Source organism: Paraburkholderia sp. USG1, from assembly GCF_031570135.1.
In the GTDB taxonomy this organism is placed as follows: domain Bacteria; phylum Pseudomonadota; class Gammaproteobacteria; order Burkholderiales; family Burkholderiaceae; genus Paraburkholderia; species Paraburkholderia dioscoreae.
This window is the reverse complement of the sequence record NZ_JAMWXW010000014.1, coordinates 21,971-44,352: the sequence shown is the minus strand read 5'-3', so window position 1 is coordinate 44,352 and position 22,382 is coordinate 21,971. Positions and strand designations below refer to the sequence as shown.

Here is a 22,382-nt window from a genome sequence, read left to right as displayed (position 1 = left end):
GGCGCTCGCGCCGCTTCCTCTTTCATCAACTCTGCTGCCCGTTCGGCTTGCTCAGTCGAGTTTCAGGACGATGCGTCCATCCACTTTCCCGCTCTTCAATTCGCCGAGAACATGATTGATATTGTCCAGCCGATCGAGATGGATTCGCGCACGGACACGACCTTGTGCGGCGAATTCGAGTGATTCCTGCAAGTCCTGGCGCGTGCCGACAATGGAGCCGCGCACGGTAATGCCGTTGAGCACGGTCGAGAAGATCGGCAGCGGAAAGTCTCCCGGCGGCAGTCCGTTCAGCGCAACGGTGCCGCCGCGGCGCACCATGCCCAGCGCCTGAGCGAAAGCGCTGCGCGATACGGCGGTGACGAGTACGCCGTGCGTTCCGCCGATTTCCTTCTGGATCGCCGCCGCAGGGTCGCACTCCGAAGCGTTGAACGTGAGCGTTGCGCCGAGTTCGCGGGCGAGAGCCAGCTTGTCCTCGGAGATGTCGACGGCCACCACGCGCAGGCCCATCGCAATGGCATATTGGACCGCGACGTGGCCGAGGCCGCCGATCCCTGAAATCGTGATCCATTGACCCGGCCGCGCGTCCGTCATGCGGATGCCTTTGTACACCGTCACGCCCGCGCACAGAATCGGCGCGATATCTTCGAACGAGACGGCCGCCGGCAGATGACCGACGAAGTTCGGATCGGCCACCACGTACTCGGCGTAAGCGCCGTTGACCGAGTAGCCCGTATTCTGCTGTTCCTGGCACAGCGTTTCCCAACCGCCAAGGCAATGCTCGCAGTGACCGCAGGCGGTATAAAGCCACGGCACGCCGACGCGATCGCCTTCCTTGACATGCTTGACACCTTCGCCGACGGCCGCGACATAGCCGACGCCTTCATGACCGGGAATGAAGGGCAGGGTGGGCTTGACCGGCCAGTCGCCGTCAGCCGCGTGCAGATCCGTGTGACAGACGCCGGACGCCTTGATGTTGACCAGAATCTGGCCGCGCCCCACCTGCGGGACGGGCACCTCTTCGATACGCAGCGGAGCGCCGAATTCGTGAACGACAGCAGCTTTCATAAGTTGGGCCATAACTTTTCTCCGGACGATGATTACGTGGCGACCAGTATCTCCTTCACCGATGCGGGGCGATTGACTTGGGTCATCCAACACCCATGCGCCTTTTATGCAGACCAGGCTGGCGAAGGCCGTTGCCCGCGTGACGAAAACCGTGCCATGCTCTTCCGCCCCTGGACTGTCTCAGCCGAGCCGCCGCTCGCGTGGCGTATGCATCCAATGCAGTAACAGCGTCACGGCGCCGAGCATGCCGCCGACATGCGCGAAGTGGGCGACGCCGCTTTGCGCGCCTGCAATGCCGAGCAGGAGTTCGAGCACGCCGTAGCCGGTGGCGAACAGCCACGCGGGCATCGGCACGGGCGGAAAAAGAAGGATCACGCGGCGGCGCGGGAACAGCAGCGCGTAGCCGACCAGCAGGCCGAACACGCCGGCCGAAGCGCCGATAGCCGGTACACGCACGGTCGTATCGGCAAGGCCCACCAGCAGTTGCAGCAGCGCGCCGCTGATTACGCTCGTGCCGTACAGCACGACGAGATGCGCGCGGCCGATGGTGGCTTCCACATCGCGGCCGAACATATACAGCGCGAACATGTTGACCGCGAGGTGCATGAAATTCGCGTGCAGAAGGCTGTAGGTCAACAACTGCCACACGTGAAATGCCGGGTTGCCGTTGCCGCCCACCGGCCAGAGCGCGAAGAGTGCGATCAGACGGTCGGGATCGAGTTGCTCGACCAGAAACGCCGCGGCATTGAGGATTATCAGCAGGACGATCATGACGGGGTGCTCGCGAAATTCTGCTCGTTCTCAGGCGCCTGCTCCGGGCCGCGAACGGCATGCGTGAAGAGCGGGGGCTCGCCGCAGTGAGCGAGGATCGCATTCTGTACGGCGTCGCGCAGCCGGGCCATCGCGCCAAGGTCGGAGCCGTCGGGCACGATCGGCGGTAACACGGCGACCTTGATCGCCCCCGGCCGCGGCAACCAGCTGCCGTCCGGCAACACCGCGCGCACGCCGGCGAGCGCCACCGGCACGACGGGGCGGCCACTGGTGCACGCCACCCGGAACGCGCCCAGATGAAATGGCCGCAAGCCGGCGCCACGGCCGAATGTGCCCTCCGGAAAAAACAGCAGAGGCGTGTCGCCTCCGGCCTGCCCGACGAGGCGTCGTTCGTCCTCGACACTGCCCCGGTATTCCCTTCGTTCGACCAAAGCAGTGCCGATTCCGCGCAGAAGCCGGCCGACCGGCCACTGGCGATCCAGGCTGCGTTTGGCGACGAACCGGACAGGCCGGGGCAGTACGGCAAGGAGGATCAAGCCGTCCAGATAGCTGCTATGGTTGGCCACCATGACCACGTTGGGTAGTGCCGCTGAAGTGGCGTCGATCTGAACGTCCACATGCAGCCTAGTCAGTTTCAGGAACAGACGACCGAGGCCGGCGGCCCGGCGCCAGTTGCGCGACGTGTCGGTCGACAGCAGGAGCGGCCAGACCAGCGGCGCCAATGCGCCCAGAACCGCCCAGCAATAGAGCCCGTACGCCGTATGCGAAACCCGGCGCGCGATCCGTCGCGAGAACGGCACGATTGCGCCTGCGACTACACCTGCAAACTGCCGCCATGCGGGACGCGCAGGCGACGCTCGGCCGCCGCGTTCGAACTGTTCGAGCGTCGCGGCGTGTCTGATCTTGCCGCTGGGTGTCTTGAGGATGGTCTCCGGGGCGACAAGACACACCTGCTCGGCGGGCGCGCCCAGCAGTTCGACCGTTCTGGCATGGATGCGCGCCAGTAGCTGTTCGCGCGCGGCGGCTTGCGTCAATGCTGTTTCGACGAGGATCACGATGCGCTCGGTGCCGCTCGCCCGGTCGATGCTTCCGCAGACGGCGACCCCACCGGGAGGGACTTCCGGCAGGCGGCCGATCGCCTCCTCGAGTTCGTAGGGAAAGATGTGGCGGCCGCCGCGAATGATCAGATCTTTGGCGCGGCCCGTGATGAAAAGTTCGCGATCGGCGAGATAGCCGAGATCGCCGGTGTCGAGCCAGCCGTTATGGATCAGGCGCTCCGTTTGCGCCGGGTTGTGAAAATAGCCGGCGCTCGCCGATGGGCCGCGAAACTCGATGTGGCCCACCCGGCGCTCGGGTTGCTCCTGAGCATTGTCATCCACGATCCGCACGTCCACGCTGTCCAATGCTTCGCCGCATCCGACCACTTCGACTGCGTCTTCGCTGGACGGAGCAGGCAACGCCTGTCCCGTGGCGCCGAGCGCGACGCGCTCGACACGGTCCACGTGCAGTCCGCGCCCGGGTGGCGGAAAGCTCAGGCCCAAGGTGTTTTCCGCCAGTCCGTAGACGGGCGTCACCGCGCGCGCGTCGAACCCGTACTGGCTGAAACGCGCCGAAAACGAGCGCAGGGTCGCCGCGCTGACCGGCTCCGCGCCGCAAAAGGCAAAGCGCAGCGACGACAGATCGAGACCCGCGAGGCTGGCCTCATCTAGGTGCTGCGTGCAATGCGCGTAGGCGAAGTTCGGCGCGGCGGTAAGCGTGCCGCGATATCGCTGGATCGACTGCAACCACAGTTCCGGGCAGGCCAGAAAAACGGTCGGCGGCATTATCACGAGCGGCATGCCGAAATACAGGGGTCCGAACCATGCGCCGATCAGCCCCATGTCGTGATAAAGCGGCAGCCAGCTGACGAGCACGTCGCCGGCGGTGATCTGCATGCGTGAACCCATTGCGCGAATATTGGCGAGCAGGTTCGCGTGCGTGAGCATGACACCTTTCGGGTCGCCCGTGCTGCCCGAGGTGTACTGCAGGAGCGCCATGTCGGCGGCGGCGCCGGGCACCGGTGTCTCATTGCGGTCGACACCGATCTGTGCGGCCGTCAGCACATGCTGCAAGGCGGGCACGTACAGCTTCAGAAGGCGGCCCACGCCGGCCACTTCAGGTGAGGCAATCAGCGCCTTGGCGCCCGCATTCGAGAGCACGGCTGCGTGGCGCCGAACGTGCTCTTCGATCTGCGAGACGCGCGCAGGCGGATAGATCGGCACAGGTGTCGCGCCGCTCATCAGTATCGCGATGAACGAGACGAAGTAATCCCAGCCGGTCGCCAGCATCAGCGCGACCGTGTCGCCCGGACCGATGCCGCGGCTGCGCAAACCGGACGCCGCGGCGGCAGCGCGCCGATACAACTCGCCATAGGACAACCCGGCAGGCGTTGCGCCATCTTCGAGAAAAATGATGTGGGTGCGCTGCGGATGCCTGTCGACATGCCATTGCAGCACTTCGATCAGTGTCGTCGCCTCGTGCGGCGTGTCGGTGAAAGGCGCGGCCGGCGCGGCAATGCGCTGCGGAACTGGCGGGTGTTCGGCGCCGCCTGCGGCCACGGGCGCCGTTTCGCGCTTGATGGCCTGCGCAAGATCGGCAGGCGTCAGGGCGGTCGAAAATGCGTCGAGCGGCACGCGTACGCCAAGCTTTTTCTCTATACGGCTGAAGAGCTCCGCGCGCGCGAGGCTATCGAAACCCAGATCCCGCTCGAACTGCGAGTCGGGACTCACCGCGCTCGCGTGGCTCGCGTTCGCGTGGGTCTCGGCGTAAACCGTCGTCACCATGCTGAGAACCTCTGCGGCGAGATGCGACTCGTCGAATGATTGATCGATTTCCATCGCGCTCGGGAAAACAATGGGTATGCCGACTATTCGACAGCAGACGGCCTGTGCCGGGTTGATATGCGTCAAGCGCCAGGGTTCTGTCGCCGCGAACGAATCGGCAGATGCACGCAACGGCCTTCGGGATGATCCACGTCAAACGGCAGAGCGTCGCGCCGGCCTAATCTGAAATCACCGGGGAGCTTGCCGGCGTTTCGATAATGACGGACGGAACGTGACGGTCCCGCGAATTCAATCGTCCTAACTGTCCAGGAGGCTTACCATGCGCGCATCCGATGTCATGATCACCAACGTTATATCGGTCACACCCGACATGACCGTGAGAGAGGTCGCCAGAATCTTTGTCGACAACGGCATCAGCGGCGCACCGGTTCTGGATCCGCAGGGCCATCTCGCCGGCATGATCAGCGAAGGCGATCTGCTTCGCCGCACCGAAATCGGCACCGACGAGCGCAAGCCGAGTTCATGGCTCGACGTCTGGTCCGCGAGCCATGAAGCAAGGGATTACATCAAGACTCATGCGGTGAAAGTGCGCGACGTGATGACCCCCGACGTGGTGACAGTTCAGCCCGACACGCCGCTCGGTGAAGTGGCCAGCATTCTCGAGACGCGGCGCATCAAGCGTGTGCCGGTGACGCAGGCGGGGCGGGTGGTGGGTATCGTGAGCCGCGCCAATCTCGTGCAGGCGCTGGCCAGCGTGCCGGACGAACCGGCGTCGGCTGTGACGCTCTCGGACGCCGAAATCCGCGCGATGCTGATGGGCGAACTGGCGGGCCGTAAATGGAGCTTTGCCGGCCGCAATATCGTCGTCACCGACGGAGTCGTGCATCTGTGGGGCGTATTCCATGCAATGGAAGCCGTCGACGCGGTTCGGGTGGCGGCGCAAAACATCCCCGGCGTCAAACGTGTGGAGGATCACACCGAGCCGTATCCGGTGATGCCGGGCATCTAGCAGACAGGCGGCCGGCGCGGTCCGGCAATCAACTTTGGAGGCGTGATGGCTCAGATCATTCCCGGGCAGTGGTTCAACGTGGAAAGTGCCGGCTTCGACCAACTGTGCGGCATCACCACCCGGAGCCTGCAGGCTTTCGAGCGGCTGGCCGCTTTGAACCTGCAGGCATTCCGGTTTGGACTTGCCGAGACTCAGGAGGCGGTTGCCCGGACATGCGCGGCGGACAGTCTGCCGGAAATGTTATGTCTACCCACGTTGCTTGCGCCTGTGGGGGCAGCCCAGGCACTCTCGTACAGCCGGCAGTTCTTCGAGATTCTGTCGGCTCTCCAGCCGGATTTCGTGGCGCCGCCGGCTGGTGCGGTCCGGCAACGGCATGCTGCGGACAGCGTGGCAGCCTGGTCGCTCGTGCCTATAGGTATGCCGAGCGAGCCGGCGCCATCCACGGTGCCCGCCGTCGCCAAATCGGCAACCGCGTCAACTGAACGCGGGAACAAGTCGGCGGACAGGAAGGCGATACAGCCGATGCACACGGAGTAGCGGCTTTCGCTCCGGCCTGAGTCGACCTTGTAGAAGTTCGACTGAGCCGTTCGCGGAGGTTCATCCGCGAAGACCCATTGGCGCATTGGCGAAGACGCGCTGTCTCACGGTGTTCACGGTGTGTTAAGGCCTGATCTGCGTGCCCGCCGTGCCGGCCGCCATTGCCTCGATATTCTCAAGCGAGCCGATCACCGCGCGTTTGCCGGTGCGTGTGACGAAGTCGCACGCCGCTTCGACCTTGGGCCCCATCGAGCCGGCGGGAAACGCGATCGACCTCAATTGCGCCGCCGATATCTCCCTCAGCGCACGCTGGTTCGGCGAGTGCCAGTCCGCGTATACCGCGTCCACGTCGGTCGCGATGAGCAGCAGATCGGCGCCGACATCGGCGGCGAGCAGCGCGCTGCACAGATCCTTGTCGATCACGGCCTCGATACCCGTGCGGGTTTGACCGTCCGCCGCAAGCGTGACCGGAATGCCTCCGCCGCCGGCCGCGATCACAATCACGTCGTGCTCCACGAGCCATTCAACCGGCTTCAGCGCCGCGATGCGCTGTGGCTTCGGCGATGCTACGACGCGCCTGAAGTCCGTTCCGTCCGGTGCAATGCTCCAGCCATTGCGCTGCGCCAATTCTTCGGCTTGCGCCTTCGTATAAACGGGGCCGATCGGTTTGGTCGGGTGCGCGAAGGCGGGATCGTGAGGGTCCACCTCGACGCGCGTGAGCAAGGTCGCGACATGCCGGGTGGCGGGCAATGCGTTGGCCAGTTCCTGTTCGAGCAGATAGCCGATCATGCCTTCCGACTCGGCGTCGAGCACGTCGAGCGGCGCGGTGTTTTCCGCGCCGCCGGCGGCGGCGGCCTGCAAGGCGAGCAGCCCGACCTGGGGACCGTTGCCGTGCGCGACCACCAGCTGGTTGCCATCGGCCAGCAGCGCGATCTGCTTCGCGGCACGGCGGATATTGTCGAGTTGGCGCGCCATCGTCATCGGTTCGCCGCGGCGCAGTAGCGCGTTGCCGCCCAGCGCTATCAGAATGCGCATGGTGGGCGCCTTAAGCGAGGGTCGCCACAAGCACGGCCTTGATCGTGTGCATGCGGTTCTCAGCCTGGGAAAAGACGATCGACGCATCCGATTCGAATACCTCGTCGCTGACTTCGAGTTCGGACATGCCGAAATGCTCGTGGACCATCCGGCCGGTGTCGGTGTCGAGATTGTGATAGGCGGGCAGGCAGTGCATGAAGCGCGTGCGCGGGTTGCCGGTCGCTTTCATCAGTGCGGCGTTGACCTGATAGGGGCGCAGGAGATCGATTCGCGGACCCCACGCTTCGACAGGCTCGCCCATCGACACCCAGACATCCGTGTAGACGAAGTCGACGCCGCTTACGGCCTCATGCGGATCCTCGACGATCGTCACGCTGGCGCCGGTGCGCTCGGCGAGAAGCCGCATTTGCGCCACCAGTTCGTCGTGCGGCCACAATTCGCGCGGCGCCGCGATGCGCACGTCCATGCCCATCTGCACGCCGCCGATCAGCAGCGAATTGCCCATGTTGAAGCGGGCGTCGCCGAGGTAGCAGAACGACAGTTCATGCAACGGTTTCTCGCCGAACTCCTGCATGGTGAGCAGGTCGGCGAGCACCTGGGTGGGGTGGAATTCGTCGGTGAGGCCGTTCCAGACCGGAACATGCGAATAGGTCGCGAGATCCTCGACCACGCTCTGATGAAAGCCACGGTATTCGATACCGTCATAGAGCCGTCCGAGTACCCGTGCGGTGTCCTTGAGGGACTCCTTGCGGCCGAGCTGCGAACTCGCGGAGTCAATGTAGGTGACGTGGCCACCCTGGTCATGCACGGCGACCTCGAATGCGCAACGCGTGCGTGTCGAGGTCTTTTCGAAAATCAATGCGATGTTCTTGCCATTGAGCCGCGGGACTTCGTTGCCGGCGTACTTGGCGCGCTTCAGCTCGGACGCGAGGTCGAGCAGAAAGCGGATGTCGCGCGGCGCGAAGTCCTGCATGTTGAGCAGACTGCGATTGCGTAGATTGAATGCCATGAGCGGGTTCTCCAAAGGTGCGACGCGCGCTTCGCGTCAGAGGGGGGCGCGTTCGATCGGGCAGGTCATGCAATGGCCGCCGCCGCGTCCGCGGCCGAGTTCGCCGCTCGGGATCGTAATGACTTCCACACCTGCCTTGCGCAGAAGCGTGTTGGTGTACACATTGCGGTTGTAGGCGACCACGATGCCCGGTGCGAGCGCGATCACATTGTTACCGTCGTCCCATTGCTCGCGCTCGGACTCCCACGTATCGCCGCCGGTGGCGACGGTGCGCAGCGTGCCGATACCCAGCGCCTGCGCGACCACGTCCAGGAACGGCGCGCTCTCGGCCCGCACGTCGAGCTGACCCGGCTGCTTGCCGGGGCGCAAACTCGTGCAACGGATCGCATCGACCACTTCGGGAAAGATCGTGACCAGGTCGCGATCGCAGAAGGTGAATACCGTGTCGAGATGCATCGCGCCGCGCGAGCGCGGCAGCTGCGCAGCAATCACCTGCTTGACCGATTCGCCGGCGAACAGCGCCCGCGCGAGTTGCGCGACGCCTTGCGGCGAACTCCGCTCGCCCATGCCGATCAGCACGACGTCGCGCGACAACGGCATGACATCGCCGCCTTCGAGCGTCGCGCCGCCGTGGTCCGTCTCCGGGCCGCCCCACCAGACGCGTGTCCCGCTGCTGAACAGCGGATGGAAGCGGTAGATGGCGGTGGCGAGCAGCGTCTCCTGTCGCCGCGCCGGCCAGTACATCGATCCGAGCACGACGCCGTCGTTGATCCAGCAACTGCTGTCGCGCGTGAAGAGCGTGTTGGGCAGCGGCGGCAGAATGAATCCCGAGGGCGGCGTGCATTGCGCGAGCAGGCCGTCGGCCTCGAATGGCAATTCGGCGCGAACGATCCCGCCGATCAGGCGTGTGGCGAGTTCGCCCGGCTCCATCTCCTGGAGCCAGGGTCTGAGCTGCGCCGCCAGTTCCGCATCCACGGTGCCGGGCGCAAGCTTGTGTTCCAGCACCCAGTCGCGCGCCTCGCGGCCTTGCAGGATGTCGGCCAGCAGATCGTGCATCTCCAGCACATCGACGCCGTGCTCCTGCATCGTGCTGACGAATGCGTAATGATCGTTCTTTGCCTGCGATACCCACAGCACGTCGTCGAACAGCAGGTCGCGGCAATTGGCCGGTGTCAGGCGCGCCTGGGCAAGTCCCGGGCGGCAGACCATCACCTTGCGCAGCGTGCCTATTTCGGAATAGACGCCGAATGTCATTGAGTTTCTCCTGAAGATCGGCGGCTTACAAACCGAGCGCGCCGGTGGACAGCAGCCATGCCGCCACGGCGGCGAGGATGAGCAGAGCCGCGAGGATCACCGCCTCGAACGGCTTGAACAGACGTGCGCCGCGTTCGCGTTTTGCCCAGCCGTACAGCAGCACGCCGGGCGCGTAGAGTAGAGCGGAGAGCAGCAGATACTTGGGACCGGCGGCATACAGCAGCCAGCAGCAATAAACGGTTGCGGCCGCGCCGATCAGCATGTCGCGGGTGCGTGCGCCTTCCGCCGGCGCGTAACCTTCTCCGCGCATGGCGATGCGAGTCGCGTAGACGGCGGAGAACAGATACGGGATCAGGATCATCGAAGTCGCAAGCGAAATCAGCGCCTGATAGGTCGCGTTGGAGACGAGCGTGATGATCAGGAACAGTTGCACCAGTCCGTTGGTCACCCAGAGTGCATTGGCCGGTACGCCGTGACTGTTTTCGCGCGCCAGAAACTTCGGCATGACGCCGCCGTTCGCCGGCGTGAAGAGTGTTTCCGCCGCCAGCAGGGTCCACGCCAGCAACGCACCGCCCACCGACACCAGCAGGCCGATGCTGATGAGCACCGCGCCCCAGGCACCGACGGCCTTGTCGAGCACGCCGGCCATCGAGGGGTTCTTCATCGCGGCGAGATCGCCTTGCGGCACGATACCGAGCGACAGCAGGGAGACTGCCATCAGCAGAAGCAGGACCACAACGAAGCCGAGCAGGGTGGCGCGCCCGATATCCTCGCGCCGCTGCGCGCGGGCCGAGAACACGCTGGCGCCTTCGATACCGATGAACACCCACACGGTGATCAGCATGGTGCTTTTGACTTGCGTGAAGACGCTGCCGAGCTTCGCATTGCCCCAGAAGTCCTGAGCGATCACATGGCTTCTGAAGGCGATGGCCGCGAGCACGATGAACAGCAGCAGCGGGATCACTTTGGCGACCGTGGTGATCGCGTTGAGCACCGCCGCGCTGCGCACGCCGCGCAGGATCACGGCATGCATGATCCATAGTGCGATGGATGCGCCCAGCACGGCCGCAGGCGTATTGCCGTCGCCGAATATGGGGAAGAAGTAGCCGAGCGTGCCGAACACGATGACGAGATAGCCGACATTGCCGATCCACGCGCTGACCCAGTAGCCCCAGGCCGAATTGAAGCCGACGAAGTCGCCGGCACTGGCGCGCGCATAAGCGTAGATGCCGTTGTCGAGTTCAGGCTTGCGGGTTGTCAGCGTCTGATAGACAAACGCCAGCATCAACATGCCGACGCCGGTGATCAACCAGCCGATCAGCACGGCAGCGGCGCCCGCGCCGGATGCCATGTTTTGCGGCAGGGAGAAGACGCCGCTGCCGATCATCGAACCGATCACCAGCGCGGTGAGCAGGCCGAGCCGCAATGGCTTTGCTACTGCGCTGCCAGTCTGGCCGGCCGGAGTTGGAACGGATGGTGCCGAAAATGAATCTGCCAGGTTCTTCATGACGGACCTCACTGTTTTTTAGATAGCTGGATTAGGTCACTTCATGAAGGCCCGTCAGTTGATCTGGATCAGTCCGTGCAAGGTCGCATGCCCGCGCACCGGCAGGTCCGGCGCAAGGGCGGAGAGTTTCTTCGCGGCCCACGCTTTTCTCGTCCCTATTTCTTAGACACTTGATGAAAGTCAGTTTTGCGCTTCATTCCAGGAATATCTTCTGGCTGTTCACACATTGCCGCGGAAGCCCCAACCATGCCGAGTCATCCAGCAGCAGCGTCTTCAGCAACCCCGTCGACGGCGCGGGATGGCTACGTTGTTGCCGTGCGCGGCGCGATCGTCGACGTCAGGTTCGAGAGCGACGCGCTTCCCGCTGTCGGCGATGCGCTCGTCGTCACGCCGGACGATCTTGCGCCGGTGCTCGCCGAGATCCAGGCGCATCTGAGCGAAACGATGGTGCGCGCACTGGCCTTGCAGACCACGGCCGGGTTGCGGCGCGGCACACGCGTGCAAGTTCCCGGCGGCCCGATTGAAACACCGGTCGGTGAAGCGGTGCTCGGCCGTCTACTCGATGTAACCGGCGCGACGCGCGACGACGGTCCGGCGCTTCCCGCGCAGATCGAGCGTCGTCCGATTCATCGCGCGGCGCCGCCGCTGGCGTCGCTCAAGGGCACCAGCACACTGTTCTCGACCGGCATCAAGGTGCTCGATCTGCTCGCGCCGCTCGCTCAGGGCGGCAAGGCGGCCATGTTCGGCGGCGCCGGAGTCGGCAAGACCGTGCTGGTGATGGAACTGATTCATGCAATGGTCGAGCGCTACGAAGGTATCTCCGTGTTCGCCGGCGTCGGCGAACGCTCGCGCGAAGGTCACGAGATGCTGCTCGACATGCGGACCTCCGGCGTGTTGCCGCGCACCGTACTGGTTTACGGACAGATGAACGAGCCGCCGGGCGCACGTTGGCGCGTGCCGTTCACGGCGTTGACGATCGCCGAATACTTTCGCGACGAACGTCGGCAAAACGTACTGTTGCTGATGGATAACGTGTTTCGCTTCGTGCAGGCGGGCGCCGAAGTGTCGGGTCTGCTCGGGCGCATGCCGTCGCGAGTCGGTTACCAGCCCACGCTGGCGACCGAAGTCGCGGGCTTGCAGGAACGCATCGTGTCCGTGGGCGGCGTGTCGGTGACGGCGATCGAGGCGGTGTACGTGCCCGCCGACGATTTCACCGACCCCGCCGTGACCGCGATTGCCGCGCACCTGGACAGCATGGTCGTGCTGTCCCGCTCGATGGCGGCCGAAGGCATGTATCCCGCCGTCGATCCGATCGCGTCGTCGTCGATCCTGCTCGATCCGCTGGTGGTGGGCGAAGAACATGCGGCAGTCGCAACAGAAGTGCGCCGCATCATCGAGCATTACCGTGAGTTGCAGGATGTGATCTCGTTGCTGGGTGTGGAAGAACTGGGCGCCGAAGACCGCGCACTGGTCGGCCGCGCGCGGCGCCTGCAACGCTTTCTGACCCAGCCGTTCGCAGTGACCGAGGCGTTCACGGGCGAGCCCGGCCGCTCGGTCGCGCTCGCCGATACGATTGCCGGCTGCAAGGCGATTCTCGCGGGCGAATGCGATACGTGGCAGGAGAGTTCGTTGTACATGATCGGCACACTCGATGAAGGGCGCCAAAGGGAAGCGGCCGCCGCGCAACAGACCGCCGCGCAACAGGCTGCTCCTGCTGGAAAGGAGTCGACGGCATGAGCAAGGATGCTTTGAGGCTCACCATCGCGACGCCGTCGCGAGTCTGGTTCGACGGCGTCGAAATCGTCTCGTTGCGGGCGGAAGACGCAAGCGGTTCGTTCGGCATCCGTATTGGGCATGCCGATTTCGTCACCCAGTTGACGTCGTCGGTGGTCCGCTGGACGGGCACGGACAAGGAGTTGCGCTACTGCGCGGTGAACGGCGGCGTGCTGCTGGTGTCGGGCGGCGCGACGGTGTCCATCGCTTGCCGCGAAGCGATTCCGGGCGATTCGCTGGAAGGCCTCGAGGCGATCGTGCGCAGCCGTCACGCCGACGAAGACGAAGCGGTGCGGCGTGCCCGCGTCGACCAGATGCGGCTGCATGCGCGCGCGGTGCGTCAGATGCTGCGCTACCTGCGGCCGCGGGCCGGGGGCGACGGCGCAAATCCGGACGGCACGGGAGCGACGCTGTAATGAGCACACCGCGGCGCGACGAGCGCACTCCTCGTGAGGACAAGCTGGCCGGCGCGGCCCAGCAGGCCGCAGAACGCGCGGCGCGCGGGCGTGCGGAGCCGGAGCCGTCGCTCGGCACCCGGCTCGGCCAGATCGGCATTCTTGGCTGGGCCATCGTCGTGCCGACACTGCTTGGGCTTGCGTTGGGACACTGGCTCGACCGCACTTTCGGTACGCGGGTATTTTTCTCGGCGCCGCTTCTGATGCTGGGAGCAGCGCTCGGTTTCTGGTCCGCATGGAAATGGATGCATCGTCAACAAGGAGCACACCGTGAATAGTGCGCTGGCATGGCCGCTACCGCCGCTCGCCGCCCAGCTCGTGATCGGACTCGCGGTCGGCGTGGTCGCGGGCGCGTGGCATTTCCTTTCGCTGCGCTGGAACTGGCCGTTGTTCACGGCTGGCCGAACGTTAGCGGCGCTGGCACTGCAAATCGCGCGCATCGCGCTGACCTGTGCGTTGCTGTTCGTGCTCGTACGCGTCGGCGCGCTGGCGCTGCTTGCGGGGATGGCGGGCGTGCTGCTCACACGCAGGATCGCGCTGCGGCGTTACGGAGGCCTGTCATGACCGAATCACCGCTCACCATCTCGCCGCTTCTGCAGCTTGGCCCGGTCCCGATCACCGGGCCCGTGCTGATCACCTGGGGCATCATGGCCATTGTCACCGCCGGGGCCGTCGTGCTGAGCCGAAGACTCTCGCTTGCGCCAGGGAAGACGCAAACCGCGCTCGAACTGCTCGTCGAAACGATCGACCAGCAGATTCGCGACACCATGCAAACCGAGGCGGCAACGTATCGCGCGCTGATCGGCACGCTGTTCATCTTCGTACTGGTCGCCAACTGGTGCGCGCTGGTGCCGGGCGTCACGCCGCCTACCGCGCACCTCGAAACCGACGCCGCGCTCGCGCTGATCGTGCTCGGCGCCACGGTCTTTTACGGCATTCGCAGCCGCGGCGCGACGGGCTATCTCGCGTCGTTCGCGGAGCCGAGCTGGGTGATGATTCCGCTGAACGTCGTCGAGCAGATCACGCGCACGTTCTCACTCGTGGTTCGCCTGTTCGGCAACGTCATGAGCGGCGTGTTCGTGATCGGCATTCTGCTGTCGCTCGCCGGCCTGCTGGTGCCGATTCCGCTCATGGCGCTGGATCTGCTCACGGGCGCGGTCCAGGCCTACATCTTTGCTGTTCTCTCGATGGTCTTCATCGGCGCCGCGATCGGCGATCCGCACCATGTCAGTGTCAAAAAGGGCGAAGTCTCATGAATAACCTTATCGAAGTCGTCAGTATCGCCGCGGCAGCGTTTGCCGTCTCGTTCGGCGCGATCGGGCCGGCGCTTGCCGAAGGCCGGGCGGTCGCCGCGGCAATGGACGCGATCGCACGGCAGCCGGATTCGGCAGGCACCGTGTCGCGCACGCTGTTCGTCGGGCTGGCCATGATCGAGACGATGGCGATCTATTGCCTCGTGATCGCCTTGCTGCTGCTGTTTGCCAACCCGTTTGCGAAATAGGCGGACACCATGCGAATCGACTGGTGGACGCTCGCGCTTCAGACCATCAATGCACTGGTGCTGATATGGCTGCTTGCGCGTTTCCTGTTCCGCCCGGTCGCAGGCATCATCGCTGAACGTCAGAAGACGGCGCAGGCCCTGATCGCCGATGCCGAGGCGGCGAAGCTCGTAGCAGTGCAGGAACGCGACAAGGCAACCCAGGAAACGCAGCAGCTCGCGGCGGCGCACGGCGAAGCCATGAAAGCCGTCGCGGCGGAAGCCGCGGCGCAGAAGCAGGCGCTTCTGAACGCCGCTCAGGCCGACGCGGACGCATTGCGAGCAGCGGCGAAAGGCGAAGCCGCGGGAGCGCGCGCCGAGCAGGACAAACTCGCGTCCGAACGCGCCAGCCGGCTTGCCGTGGATATCGCCGCCAAGCTGCTCGACAGGTTGCCAGAGAGCATGCGCGTGAGCGGTTTTGTCGACGGCCTCGCCGAGGGAATCGCACGACTTCCGGAAAGCGCGCGTGGCGGATTCTGGGAGGATGGCGCGGTGCCGATACTCGCCGCGCCGCGAGCGTTGAGCCCGCAGGAACAGGACCAGTGCCGCGCGATGCTGGCAACGTGCCTGAAGCGCGATGTGCCGGTCAACTTCGAAGTGGATCCGCAACTGATAGCCGGCCTCGAACTGCGCTCGCCGCATGCCGTGGTGCGCAATAGCTTCGGCGCGGAACTCGTTCGCATCAAGGAGGCGCTGCTCGATGACAGTCATGCTGCCCGCTGAAATGAGCGACGACGCCTGGCTCGCGGCGCAGCGCAAGGCGCTGGCTCGCACGGCGGCCGCGCCTTATGCCGACACGCTCGGCCGCGTGGAGCGGATCGGCGACGGTATCGCGTTCGTTTCGGGGCTGGCCGATGCGGCGCTCGACGAACTGCTGCGCTTCGAAAGCGGCGCGAGCGGCTTCGTGCATACGCTGGAAGCCGATCTGATGAGCGTCGTGCTGCTGGACGACGGCGCCACGGTCGAAGCCGGCGCGCGCGTGACTCGCACCGGCGCGGTGATCGAGGTGCCGGTCGGCGAAGGCCTGCTCGGGCGCGTGATCGACCCGCTAGGCCGGCCGCTCGATCGCGACGAGCCGGTGTCCGCGGCGAAGCGCATGCCGATCGAGCGGCCCGCACCGGCGATCATCGATCGCGACCTGGTCAGCGAGCCTGTCGAAACCGGCGTGCTGATCGTCGACGCGCTCTTCGCCGTGGGTCGCGGACAGCGGGAACTGATCATCGGCGATCGTGCAACCGGCAAGACCGCCCTGGCCCTCGACGCGATCGTCAACCAGAAGCACTCGGACATGATCTGCATCTATGTGGCGATCGGCCAGCGCTCGACGGCCGTGCAGCAGGTGATCGAATCCGTGCGCCGCTACGGCGCGCCCGAGCGCTGCGTGTTCGTGGTGGCGCCGGCGGCTTCGGCGGCCGGATTGCAATGGATCGCGCCGTTCGCGGGCGTCACGATCGCCGAGTACTTTCGCGACCGCGGGCAGCACGCGCTGGTCGTCATCGACGATCTCACCAAGCATGCCGCGACCCATCGGGAGTTGGCACTGCTCACACGCGAGCCGCCGGGACGCGAAGCCTATCCCGGCGACATCTTCTACGTTCACGCGCGGTTGCTCGAACGCGCGGCGAAGCTGTCGGCCAAGCTCGGCGGCGGCTCATTGACGGCATTGCCGATCGCGGAAACCGACGCGGGCAATCTGTCCGCCTATATCCCGACCAATCTGATTTCGATCACGGACGGCCAGATCGTGCTGGATGCCGCGCTATTTGCAGCCAACCAGCGTCCTGCCGTGGACGTCGGGCTGAGCGTGAGCCGGGTGGGCGGCAAGGCGCAGCATCCAGCCTTGCGCGAGGTGTCGGGCCGTTTGCGGCTCGACTACGCGCAGTTCCTGGAGCTCGAGATGTTCAGCCGCTTCGGCGGTCTGACGGATGCCCACGTCGCCGGTAAGATCGCGCGCGGCGAACGCATCCGGGCACTGATCGCGCAACCGCGATTCAGGCCGCTGCGCACGGTGGATGAAATCGCGCTGCTTGCCGCACTGGCGGAGGGTGTGTTCGATGCCGCGCCGCCGGCGATTGCCACTGAAGCGCGGGCTCAACTCGCGCAACAACTGCCGGGCGCAAGCATGGAAGCCGGCTGGGTGGATGCGCCGTTGGATCCCGCCACGCAGGCCGCGCTCGTCACGACGGTTCGCGAGATCGTGCAGCGCCTGACGCAGGAAGCGGCGAATGTCCCCGCCCGGACCGGGAGTGGCAAATGAGCGGCAGACTCGCGGAAATCGAAGCGCGTACCGCCACCGCGCGCCAACTGGACGCCGTGATCGGCGCGATGCGCGGCATTGCCGCAGCTCGCTCACGCGAAGCGCAGCGGCGGCTGCCCGGTATCCGCTCGTCGGCTGCGACCGTGGGGGCCGCGATCGGCGCCGTGCTGGCCTACGGCAGAGGGGCGCAGGCACCTCTGGACGAGCCGGATCATGGCGCGCGGATCGTGATCGCGCTGTGCTCGGAGCAGGGCTTCGTCGGCTCATTCAACGAGCAGGTGCTGGACTATGTACGGACTCGCGTCGATAGCGCACGGTGCGAGCTGCTGCTCGTCGGCACGCGCGGCGAGATGGCGGCCAGCGAGCGCCGCCTTGCGGTCGCATGGAGTTCGCCCGCGGTGTCCCACGCCGACGAAGTGCCGTCTCTGGCCAACCGCATTACCGATGCGCTCTACGCGCGTCTCGGCGTTCGCGCGGTGGATCACGTCTCGATCATCCATGCGCTGCCGGGCGGCGGCACCGCCGCCGGCAAGATGGTCGAGCACCGGTTGATACCGTTTGATTATTCGCGCTTTCAGGTGGCGAGGCGCGCTGTGCCGCCGCTGCTCACATTGCCGGTCGAACGTCTGCTTCCGGGTCTGGTCGAGGAATATGTGTTTGTCGAGATCTGCGAGGCACTGATGCTCTCGTTCGCCGCGGAAAACGAGGCGAGGGTGAACGCGATGCTGGCCGCCCGCACCAATGTGCGGGATACGCTCGAGGAACTGACGCAGAGCTATCGCCGGGTCCGTCAGGACGAAATCACCGACGATATCGCGGAACTCGCGGCAGCCACCACGCAGCCGGTCTAGCGGAGCGCCGGGCTGTCATGCCCGGCGCCGCTCGCTTTATCCCGCGGCGTGGTCGCCGCCGTCCGTGTTGCCGCGCTTGCGCGCCGGGCTGGCACGCTTGCGCGCGGGTTTGGCGGCCGGCCCGGTGTCGGCCGCACCATTGCCGGCGTCCGGGTCTTTCTGTTTGTCCTGCTGCGTTGTGCCGGCGAGCTCCTGCTGCGGTGCTTCGCTCAGTTCGAACACCGTATCGTCCTGGAGCGGATCGAACCGGCACACCACCCGGTTGCCCTCGCGGACCGCGCCGTCGAGCATCTGCTTTGCGAGCGGATTTTCGATGACCTGGCGAATGCGCCGCCGCAGTTCACGCGCGCCGTATTCGGGCCGGTAAGCCTCCTTCGCCAGTTGATCGACGATACTGTCGTCGAACACGATGTCGATGTCCTGACTCTTCGCGATGTGCGCCACCTTGTCGAGTTGCAGGCGCACGATCGAACGGATCTGGTCGGCGTTGAGCGACTCGAAAATGATGATCTCGTCGATACGGTTCAGGAACTCGGGGCGGAAATGTGACCGCAGCACTGTCATCACACCTTCGCGCACGCCGTCGGGCTGCCGGTCCTTACGGGGGCTCTTGCCGGCAACGATGTCGTTGTCCGCCGCGATGAAGCCGGGACGCTTGCGCGGCGTGCCCGTGATGACGTCGGAGGCGAGGTTGCTGGTCGCGATGATCAGCGTATTGGCGAAGTCGATGACGCGGCCCTTGCCGTCGGTCAGGCGGCCGTCGTCGAATACCTGCAGCAGCACGTTGTAGACGTCCGGATGCGCTTTTTCGATTTCGTCGAGCAGAATCACGCTATGCGGACGCCGCCGCACGCGCTCGGTCAACTGGCCGCCTTCGTCGTAGCCGACATAGCCGGGCGGCGCACCGATCAGTCGCGCCACCGCGTGCCGCTCCATGTACTCGCTCATGTCGATACGCACAATGGCGTCCTCGTCGCCGAATACGACTTCGGCGAGCGCCTTCGCCAGTTCGGTCTTGCCGACGCCGGTCGGGCCGAGGAACAGAAACACGGCAAGCGGCTGATGGCGGGCCTGCAAACCCGCGCGGCTTCGCCGCACCGCATCGCTTACCGCGCTGATCGCTTCTTCCTGGCCGATCACGCGCCGGTGCAGGCGGTCCTCCATTTGCAGCAGTTTGGTTTTCTCCTCCTGCGTCAGGTCGGCAACCGGAATGCCCGTCATTTTCGCGACGATCTCGGCGACCAGCGTACGGGTCACCTCCGCGGTGCTCGTGCTCACACGCCGCTTCCATGCCTCGGTCGAGTCGTCGAGCTGGGTTTGCTTGCCTGACAGTTGTTCTCCGAGCGCCTTCGCCCGTTCGAACTGTTTGTGCGACGTCGCGTATTCCTGCTCGCGCCGGATCTGGGCGATTTCCGATTCGAGTTCCAGCACCTCCGCCGGGCGGGATGTGGATGACAGATGCTCGCGCGCGGCCGCCTGGTCGATCAGGTCGACGGCCTTGTCCGGCAGGAAGCGGCCCGTAATGTAGCGGTCGGACAGTTCGGCGGCGGCCACGCACGCTTCATCCAGAATCGTGACCTTGTGGTGCGCTTCCAGACGGTCGCGCAGCCCCCGCAGAATGCCGATAGTCTGCTCCACGCTCGGCTCGCCGACCAGCACCGGCTGGAAGCGCCGTTCCAGCGCGGCGTCTTTCTCGATGTACTTCTGGTATTCGGCGAGCGTGGTCGCGCCGATCAGATTGAGCTCGCCGCGCGCCATCGGCGGCTTGAACACATTGGCGATATCCAGGCCGCCTTCGCCGCCGCCCTGGCCCGCACCGACGATGGTGTGCACTTCGTCGACGAAGAGAACCAGCCGATCCTTGTGCGCGGCGATTTCGTCCATCACCTGCTTGACGCGTTCCTCGAATTCGCCACGGTATTTCGAGCCCGCGACCAGCGAGTTGACATTGAGTTCGATCAGGCGCTTTTCGCGCAATGTTTCCGGCACGTCGCCGCTGATCATGCGCAGCGCGAGTCCTTCCACAATCGCCGTCTTGCCGACGCCGGGCTCGCCGATCAGCACGGGGTTGTTCTTTTTGCGCCGGGCGAGCACCTCGACGAGCGTCTCTGTTTCCTTCGATCGTCCAATGACCGGATCGAGCTTGCCTTCACGGGCGAGCCGCGTGATGTCGCGGCTATATTTGTCGAGCTGCGGCGTGTCGCTGGGAGCTTGCGCGGCTTCTTCCTGGCCGGCCTGCTTCAGCGTCTGCTGACGCAACAGGTGAGGCGACAGGCCGTACTTCATCAACAGATCGCCGGCAAAACTGTCGGTGACCTCGGCGAGGCCGGTAAGAATGTGTTCGGGGCCGACGTAGTTCTGTCCGAATTCGCGCGACGCGATGACGGCGCGTTCGAGCGCACTTTTCAGGCGTGGCGAAACGGAGATCTCGCCTTGCGGCGCTTTGGACGTGACGTGCCCCTTTGGCGCGTTTGCTTCGATATGCTTTTGAAGATCGCTGGCGGAGATCTTCAGCGCCGACAGAATGCGCTGTACTGCTTCACTTTCGACGAGTTCATAAAGCACGTGTTCGGTGTCCACCTCATGGCGGCCGAATTGCACGGCGCGTTCGGCGGCACGTTGCAGTATTTCCTTCGCCTGCTCGCTGAAATGCTGTTGCAGGTCGACGCCTTTGTTCACCGGGCCGTCGTGACGCGTGGCGGCTGGTTCAGCGCCGAAGCCGTCTGTGCCCGAGTCCAGTAATCCGTCGAACAGGCCGCCCCGAAACAGCGATTCGAGCGGCGACACCTGTCGTTGATGCCGCGTGAGCTGCGCGTAGTGATAGTCGCAAACATCGAGTTGCCTTCTGCGTCCGCCCTGAATGACCGCGACCCGGATGGTCGCAGGCCTGACGCCGCAAAGTTCGCACAGATGTTCCGCCATGTCGTATCTCCCGAATGTACCGATGTTGGAAAAGCAGGCCAGCGGGAAGGTGACTGTCGTGTTGCCCGCCGCTTGTCGATCGGGTCATTGTGGGCGGAGGGCCGCACGAGTCGTTGAGCTTGATCAAGCGTTGGCCTGGTGTGCACGCAGGGCTTTATCGCCGGCTCGCGACGCGCACGGCGCATAGCGTGATGGGCGCAGGCGGCCGATGTTTTCGCGCGAAGCCTCGCTTTCCCGGCTCGTCATGCGATTGCTTGACGCAAGTCAGGCGCGTGGAGCCGTTCGCGCCGATGATCCAGCTATTCTGCCGCGATGAGCGGTATCAGGACGTCGGGCGGGTGTCTGCAACGTCTGCGAGGAGCGGATCATGTATCAGAAGATCGTCGTGGCGCTGGACGGCAGCGAGTCGTCCAGATGGGCGCTGTATGAAGCGCTGCAATTTGCGCAGCTCACGCAAGCGCGGCTGCATGCGGTGTATGTCGTCCATCCGTGGTGTGCGTCCCGTTACGCGGGCTATTTCAATCCCGACCAGCTTCGTGACGTGCTGCGTGAAGACGGCCGGCTCGCCCTCGATGAGGCGCGCCGGGCCATGGCCGAGCGTGGTGTGCCCGGCGATACCGAGATCGAGGAGACGGAGAGCGCGGCGGACGATATCCCGCACTGTCTCGCCCGTTGTGTGCAACGCCAGGGCGCCGGCCTCGTGGTGATGGGCACGCAAGGCCGGCATGGCATAGGTCGGCTGCTCCAGGGCAGCGTCGCGGAAACGTTCTTGCGGGGCGCCCACGTTCCGGTGCTGTTGGTCAGGTGCCCACGCGATCAGGACGAGATACCGGCGGGCCTGTAAGTGCCCGTCAGTAGCTGTCGCTGCGATGTCCGTGCAGTCACGTCGGACTGAAGCCGACCGTCTGCGTGAGAATCGGCAGTTCGTCTTCGTTGAGAGACAGCGCATTCGCGAGCAGTCGCGGGTTGATCCAGCCCCGGATCACGCTGGCCAGCCCCGCCGACGCGCAATACAGCGAGACGTTCTGCGCAATCGCTCCGGCCGTCACAGCCGAAAAGCGCTCGCGCTGTTGCGCGGGCATCTCCAATATGCGCGACGTGCGGACCACGTAGACGAGATCGAGCGGCGCCTCACCGACGAAGTCCTGATAGCCGGTCTGTCCGCGCGCGTCGATTGCGTGCTTGAGGACGAGCTGGTGGTTCGGCGGGTCGTAGCGATACACGCCATTGGGCAGCGCGGCGTAGATATCGATTTCATTGAACGAATGCGGTGACGGCGCGGTGCGCCCGCCGGTCGCGGGCCGATTGATCCCGTCGGCGGCCCAGAGCAACTCGCCGAGCAAGGTGGGCGGCAACGCCGTCGGCGCGAACGCGCGACAACTGGCGCGCTGTGCGAAGGCGGTCATCAGCGGCACGCCGGTGTTCAGATCGGGTTTGGGCAACGCGATCACGGCAGGCGTTTCGCCGCTGGCGAGTGGGGGCCGCAACACGGGTGCGGGCTCGTACGCAAGGAGTGGCATGTCGGTCATATCGGACTCCGTTGAAGTGTGCCTGGGGGTGGCCGCGGCAGCGCCACGC

21 protein-coding genes are annotated in these 22,382 nt (G+C 65.2%); 12 read left to right on the top strand and 9 right to left on the bottom strand.

The window, feature by feature from the left end:
* Window positions 1–51 precede the first annotated feature (51 nt).
* The 3 genes from adhP to NE850_RS19515 all read right to left on the bottom strand — a co-directional run bounded on the left by adhP (window position 52) and on the right by NE850_RS19515 (window position 4,712).
* Window positions 52–1,077: an alcohol dehydrogenase AdhP gene (gene adhP / locus NE850_RS19525; RefSeq protein ID WP_165186191.1), complete on the bottom strand. Its 1,026-nt coding sequence runs from the start codon at window positions 1,075–1,077 to the stop codon at window positions 52–54.
* A gap of 168 nt (window positions 1,078–1,245) precedes the next feature.
* Window positions 1,246–1,836, bottom strand: a complete 591-nt coding sequence (locus NE850_RS19520; RefSeq protein WP_007181526.1) for a rhomboid family intramembrane serine protease — start codon at window positions 1,834–1,836, stop codon at window positions 1,246–1,248.
* Window positions 1,833–4,712, bottom strand: a complete 2,880-nt coding sequence (locus NE850_RS19515) for an AMP-binding protein (protein WP_310699283.1) — start codon at window positions 4,710–4,712, stop codon at window positions 1,833–1,835. Before NE850_RS19515 ends, NE850_RS19520 begins: the two co-directional genes overlap by 4 nt.
* 265 nt (window positions 4,713–4,977) lie before the next feature.
* Here NE850_RS19515 and NE850_RS19510 point away from each other — a divergent pair, with 265 nt between their 5' ends.
* Entirely contained in the window at window positions 4,978–5,667 is a 690-nt protein-coding gene (locus NE850_RS19510; RefSeq protein WP_007181528.1) for a CBS domain-containing protein, read from the top strand.
* Window positions 5,668–5,712: 45 nt separating this feature from the next.
* Window positions 5,713–6,204 carry a TIGR01841 family phasin gene (phaP, locus tag NE850_RS19505; protein ID WP_165186188.1) on the top strand — a complete coding sequence of 164 codons (492 nt, stop codon included), beginning with the start codon at window positions 5,713–5,715 and terminating at the stop codon, window positions 6,202–6,204.
* Window positions 6,205–6,327: 123 nt separating this feature from the next.
* Here phaP and arcC read toward each other — a convergent pair whose 3' ends face one another.
* The 4 genes from arcC to arcD are packed head-to-tail and all read right to left on the bottom strand — an operon-like array spanning window position 6,328 to window position 11,009.
* Complete coding sequence (gene arcC / locus NE850_RS19500) at window positions 6,328–7,239, bottom strand: carbamate kinase (RefSeq protein ID WP_007181530.1); 912 nt, start codon at window positions 7,237–7,239, stop codon at window positions 6,328–6,330.
* A 10-nt stretch (window positions 7,240–7,249) separates the two neighbouring features.
* The gene (gene argF / locus NE850_RS19495; RefSeq protein ID WP_007181531.1) at window positions 7,250–8,248 is read right to left on the bottom strand and encodes an ornithine carbamoyltransferase; all 999 of its coding nucleotides are present in this window, start codon (window positions 8,246–8,248) and stop codon (window positions 7,250–7,252) included.
* A 36-nt stretch (window positions 8,249–8,284) separates the two neighbouring features.
* Entirely contained in the window at window positions 8,285–9,502 is a 1,218-nt protein-coding gene (locus NE850_RS19490; protein WP_007181532.1) for an arginine deiminase, read from the bottom strand.
* A 25-nt stretch (window positions 9,503–9,527) separates the two neighbouring features.
* Complete coding sequence (gene arcD, locus NE850_RS19485) at window positions 9,528–11,009, bottom strand: arginine-ornithine antiporter (RefSeq protein ID WP_007181533.1); 1,482 nt, start codon at window positions 11,007–11,009, stop codon at window positions 9,528–9,530.
* Window positions 11,010–11,255: 246 nt separating this feature from the next.
* Here arcD and atpD point away from each other — a divergent pair, with 246 nt between their 5' ends.
* From atpD to NE850_RS19440, 9 genes are read left to right on the top strand one after another with little or no spacing between them, the layout of a single operon-like run.
* Window positions 11,256–12,746: a F0F1 ATP synthase subunit beta gene (atpD, locus tag NE850_RS19480; RefSeq protein ID WP_007181534.1), complete on the top strand. Its 1,491-nt coding sequence runs from the start codon at window positions 11,256–11,258 to the stop codon at window positions 12,744–12,746.
* Window positions 12,743–13,198, top strand: a complete 456-nt coding sequence (locus NE850_RS19475; protein WP_165186182.1) for a F0F1 ATP synthase subunit epsilon — start codon at window positions 12,743–12,745, stop codon at window positions 13,196–13,198. The genes atpD and NE850_RS19475 overlap by 4 nt, the downstream gene beginning before the upstream one ends.
* The gene (locus NE850_RS19470; RefSeq protein ID WP_007181536.1) at window positions 13,198–13,515 is read left to right on the top strand and encodes an AtpZ/AtpI family protein; all 318 of its coding nucleotides are present in this window, start codon (window positions 13,198–13,200) and stop codon (window positions 13,513–13,515) included. Before NE850_RS19475 ends, NE850_RS19470 begins: the two co-directional genes overlap by 1 nt.
* Entirely contained in the window at window positions 13,508–13,801 is a 294-nt protein-coding gene (locus NE850_RS19465; RefSeq protein WP_007181537.1) for an ATP synthase subunit I, read from the top strand. Before NE850_RS19470 ends, NE850_RS19465 begins: the two co-directional genes overlap by 8 nt.
* Window positions 13,798–14,493: a F0F1 ATP synthase subunit A gene (locus tag NE850_RS19460; RefSeq protein ID WP_007181538.1), complete on the top strand. Its 696-nt coding sequence runs from the start codon at window positions 13,798–13,800 to the stop codon at window positions 14,491–14,493. Before NE850_RS19465 ends, NE850_RS19460 begins: the two co-directional genes overlap by 4 nt.
* Window positions 14,490–14,738, top strand: a complete 249-nt coding sequence (locus NE850_RS19455) for a F0F1 ATP synthase subunit C (RefSeq protein ID WP_007181539.1) — start codon at window positions 14,490–14,492, stop codon at window positions 14,736–14,738. The genes NE850_RS19460 and NE850_RS19455 overlap by 4 nt, the downstream gene beginning before the upstream one ends.
* 9 nt (window positions 14,739–14,747) lie before the next feature.
* Window positions 14,748–15,497, top strand: coding sequence for an ATP synthase F0 subunit B (locus tag NE850_RS19450; RefSeq protein ID WP_007181540.1), 750 nt, complete (start codon window positions 14,748–14,750; stop codon window positions 15,495–15,497).
* Entirely contained in the window at window positions 15,475–17,031 is a 1,557-nt protein-coding gene (locus NE850_RS19445; RefSeq protein WP_007181541.1) for a F0F1 ATP synthase subunit alpha, read from the top strand. The genes NE850_RS19450 and NE850_RS19445 overlap by 23 nt, the downstream gene beginning before the upstream one ends.
* Window positions 17,028–17,882: a F0F1 ATP synthase subunit gamma gene (locus NE850_RS19440; protein WP_007181542.1), complete on the top strand. Its 855-nt coding sequence runs from the start codon at window positions 17,028–17,030 to the stop codon at window positions 17,880–17,882. The genes NE850_RS19445 and NE850_RS19440 overlap by 4 nt, the downstream gene beginning before the upstream one ends.
* Window positions 17,883–17,918: 36 nt before the next feature.
* Here the strand turns inward: NE850_RS19440 and NE850_RS19435 are convergent, their stop codons facing one another.
* On the bottom strand, window positions 17,919–20,804 hold the full coding sequence (locus tag NE850_RS19435) for an ATP-dependent Clp protease ATP-binding subunit (protein WP_165186180.1): 2,886 nt from the start codon (window positions 20,802–20,804) through the stop codon (window positions 17,919–17,921).
* Window positions 20,805–21,171: 367 nt separating this feature from the next.
* Here NE850_RS19435 and NE850_RS19430 point away from each other — a divergent pair, with 367 nt between their 5' ends.
* Window positions 21,172–21,648 carry a universal stress protein gene (locus NE850_RS19430; RefSeq protein ID WP_007181544.1) on the top strand — a complete coding sequence of 159 codons (477 nt, stop codon included), beginning with the start codon at window positions 21,172–21,174 and terminating at the stop codon, window positions 21,646–21,648.
* Window positions 21,649–21,685: 37 nt separating this feature from the next.
* Here the strand turns inward: NE850_RS19430 and NE850_RS19425 are convergent, their stop codons facing one another.
* A complete protein-coding gene (locus NE850_RS19425; protein WP_007181545.1) occupies window positions 21,686–22,333 on the bottom strand; it encodes a nitroreductase family protein in 648 nt (215 codons plus the stop codon).
* Between the last annotated feature and the right edge of the window lie 49 nt (window positions 22,334–22,382).

What these genes read in the sequence shown, in the direction of transcription:
- NE850_RS19440 (WP_007181542.1), top strand. Translation starts at nt 17,028, where the DNA reads ATGAGCGGCAGACTCGCGGAAATCGAAGCGCGTACCGCCACCGCGCGC.
- NE850_RS19460 (WP_007181538.1), top strand. Translation starts at nt 13,798, where the DNA reads ATGACCGAATCACCGCTCACCATCTCGCCGCTTCTGCAGCTTGGCCCG.
- NE850_RS19425 (WP_007181545.1), bottom strand. Translation starts at nt 22,333, where the DNA reads ATGACCGACATGCCACTCCTTGCGTACGAGCCCGCACCCGTGTTGCGG.
- NE850_RS19515 (WP_310699283.1), bottom strand. Translation starts at nt 4,712, where the DNA reads ATGGAAATCGATCAATCATTCGACGAGTCGCATCTCGCCGCAGAGGTT.
- NE850_RS19470 (WP_007181536.1), top strand. Translation starts at nt 13,198, where the DNA reads ATGAGCACACCGCGGCGCGACGAGCGCACTCCTCGTGAGGACAAGCTG.
- argF (WP_007181531.1), bottom strand. Translation starts at nt 8,248, where the DNA reads ATGGCATTCAATCTACGCAATCGCAGTCTGCTCAACATGCAGGACTTC.
- NE850_RS19455 (WP_007181539.1), top strand. Translation starts at nt 14,490, where the DNA reads ATGAATAACCTTATCGAAGTCGTCAGTATCGCCGCGGCAGCGTTTGCC.
- adhP (WP_165186191.1), bottom strand. Translation starts at nt 1,077, where the DNA reads ATGGCCCAACTTATGAAAGCTGCTGTCGTTCACGAATTCGGCGCTCCG.
- NE850_RS19510 (WP_007181528.1), top strand. Translation starts at nt 4,978, where the DNA reads ATGCGCGCATCCGATGTCATGATCACCAACGTTATATCGGTCACACCC.
- NE850_RS19445 (WP_007181541.1), top strand. Translation starts at nt 15,475, where the DNA reads ATGACAGTCATGCTGCCCGCTGAAATGAGCGACGACGCCTGGCTCGCG.
- NE850_RS19475 (WP_165186182.1), top strand. Translation starts at nt 12,743, where the DNA reads ATGAGCAAGGATGCTTTGAGGCTCACCATCGCGACGCCGTCGCGAGTC.
- NE850_RS19435 (WP_165186180.1), bottom strand. Translation starts at nt 20,804, where the DNA reads ATGGCGGAACATCTGTGCGAACTTTGCGGCGTCAGGCCTGCGACCATC.
- phaP (WP_165186188.1), top strand. Translation starts at nt 5,713, where the DNA reads ATGGCTCAGATCATTCCCGGGCAGTGGTTCAACGTGGAAAGTGCCGGC.
- NE850_RS19430 (WP_007181544.1), top strand. Translation starts at nt 21,172, where the DNA reads ATGTATCAGAAGATCGTCGTGGCGCTGGACGGCAGCGAGTCGTCCAGA.
- NE850_RS19520 (WP_007181526.1), bottom strand. Translation starts at nt 1,836, where the DNA reads ATGATCGTCCTGCTGATAATCCTCAATGCCGCGGCGTTTCTGGTCGAG.
- NE850_RS19450 (WP_007181540.1), top strand. Translation starts at nt 14,748, where the DNA reads ATGCGAATCGACTGGTGGACGCTCGCGCTTCAGACCATCAATGCACTG.
- arcD (WP_007181533.1), bottom strand. Translation starts at nt 11,009, where the DNA reads ATGAAGAACCTGGCAGATTCATTTTCGGCACCATCCGTTCCAACTCCG.
- NE850_RS19490 (WP_007181532.1), bottom strand. Translation starts at nt 9,502, where the DNA reads ATGACATTCGGCGTCTATTCCGAAATAGGCACGCTGCGCAAGGTGATG.
- atpD (WP_007181534.1), top strand. Translation starts at nt 11,256, where the DNA reads ATGCCGAGTCATCCAGCAGCAGCGTCTTCAGCAACCCCGTCGACGGCG.
- arcC (WP_007181530.1), bottom strand. Translation starts at nt 7,239, where the DNA reads ATGCGCATTCTGATAGCGCTGGGCGGCAACGCGCTACTGCGCCGCGGC.